2 rRNA genes are annotated in these 2,031 nt (G+C 52.8%); both read right to left on the bottom strand.

Annotation, left to right across the window (positions count from 1 at the left end):
- Window positions 1-30 precede the first annotated feature (30 nt).
- A 5S ribosomal RNA gene (gene rrf, locus OSH01_RS16455) occupies window positions 31-143 on the bottom strand.
- Between the two features lie 166 nt (window positions 144-309).
- Window positions 310-2,031: ribosomal RNA gene (locus OSH01_RS16450) — 23S ribosomal RNA — on the bottom strand; the annotation flags it as partial.

Below are 2,031 nucleotides of genomic sequence, written 5' to 3'. Positions count from 1 at the left end.
AGCAATTCTTGCGGGGTTTTTGGTATAAGTGCCTGACGATGACCTACTTTCACAGACGTCCGTCCACTATCATCGGCGCTAAAGCGTTTCACGGTCCTGTTCGGGATGGGAAGGAGTGGGGCCACTTTGCCATGGTCGTCAAGCGTAACTGGTGTGTCCTGCAGCGAGTACGCGCTACAAGACCAATTTGGGAAGAAGCACCCTAGCCAAGATCACTCTTGCTAGGTACAAGCGCACGGGCGGCGCATGTCAAATCAATTTCGTGTCTATAACAACATCGCTTGTCATATCTATAACCACAAGAGTTATAGGATCAAGCCTCACGGGCAATTAGTACTGGTTAGCTACGTGCATTACTGCACTTCCACACCCAGCCTATCAACGTCCTGGTCTCGGACGACCCTACAGGGGGGTCAAGCCCCCGGGATATCTAATCTTCAGACGAGTTTCCCGCTTAGATGCCTTCAGCGGTTATCTCTTCCGTACGTAGCTACTCGGCAATGCCATTGGCATGACAACCGATACACCAGCGGTACGTCCACTCCGGTCCTCTCGTACTAGGAGCAGGCTCCGTCAAATATCCAACGCCCACGGCAGATAGGGACCAAACTGTCTCACGACGTTTTAAACCCAACTCACGTACCTCTTTAAATGGCGAACAGCCATACCCTTGGGACCGGCTACAGCCCCAGGATGAGATGAGTCGACATCGAGGTGCCAAACACCGCCGTCGATATGAACTCTTGGGCGGTATCAGCCTGTTATCCCCAGAGTACCTTTTATCCGTTGAGCGATGGCCCTTCCATACAGAACCACCGGATCACTATGTCCTACTTTCGTATCTGTTCGACTTGTCAGTCTCACAGTTAAGCACGCTTTTGCCATTGCACTATCAGAACGATTTCCGACCGTTCCTAGCGTACCTTCGAACTCCTCCGTTACACTTTAGGAGGAGACCGCCCCAGTCAAACTGCCCACCATGCACGGTCCCCGATCCAGATAATGGACCTAGGTTAGAATCGCAAACAGACCAGGGTGGTATTTCAAGGATGACTCCACGCGATCTGGCGACCACGCTTCAACGTCTCCCACCTATCCTACACAGGCCGGTTCACAATCCAATGCAAAGCTACAGTAAAGGTTCATGGGGTCTTTCCGTCTAGCCGCGGGGAGATTGCATCATCACAACCATGTCAACTTCGCTGAGTCTCAGGAGGAGACAGTGTGGCCATCGTTACGCCATTCGTGCAGGTCGGAACTTACCCGACAAGGAATTTCGCTACCTTAGGACCGTTATAGTTACGGCCGCCGTTTACCGGGGCTTCGATCAAGAGCTTGCACCCCATCACTTAACCTTCCGGCACCGGGCAGGCGTCACACCCTATACGTCCACTTTCGTGTTTGCAGAGTGCTATGTTTTTAATAAACAGTCGCAGCCACCGATTCACTGCGGCCCTTTCGTGCTCCGAGCGCAGGCTCTTCACACTACCGGGGCATACCTTCTCCCGAAGTTACGGTATTAATTTGCCGAGTTCCTTCTCCTGAGTTCTCTCAAGCGCCTTGGAATATTCATCCCGTCCACCTGTGTCGGTTTGCGGTACGGTCTCGTACAGCTGAAGCTTAGAGGCTTTTCTTGGAACTGCTTTCAGTTAGTTTAGAACCGTAGTTCTATTCAGTCACGCCCTTGAATTACGCACCCGGATTTGCCTAAGTGCCTTCTACGACGCGCCACCGGGGACATCCAACACCCCGTAAACCTTCCGCAATCCGTCCCCCCATCGCACTGTACGACGGTGCGGGAATATTAACCCGCTTCCCATCAGCTACGCATCTCTGCCTCGCCTTAGGGGCCGACTCACCCTGCGCCGATGAACGTTGCGCAGGAAACCTTGGACTTACGGCGAGGGGGCTTTTCACCCCCTTTATCGCTACTCATGTCAGCATTCTCACTTCCGATACCTCCAGCATCCCTTACAGGACACCTTCACAGGCTTACGGAACGCTCTCCTACCATATGTGCGCTCATTTAAA

This window comes from Alcaligenes endophyticus (assembly GCF_026344035.1).
GTDB lineage: Bacteria > Pseudomonadota > Gammaproteobacteria > Burkholderiales > Burkholderiaceae_B > Alcaligenes > Alcaligenes endophyticus.
This window is presented reverse-complemented; position numbering and strand designations above follow the sequence as displayed.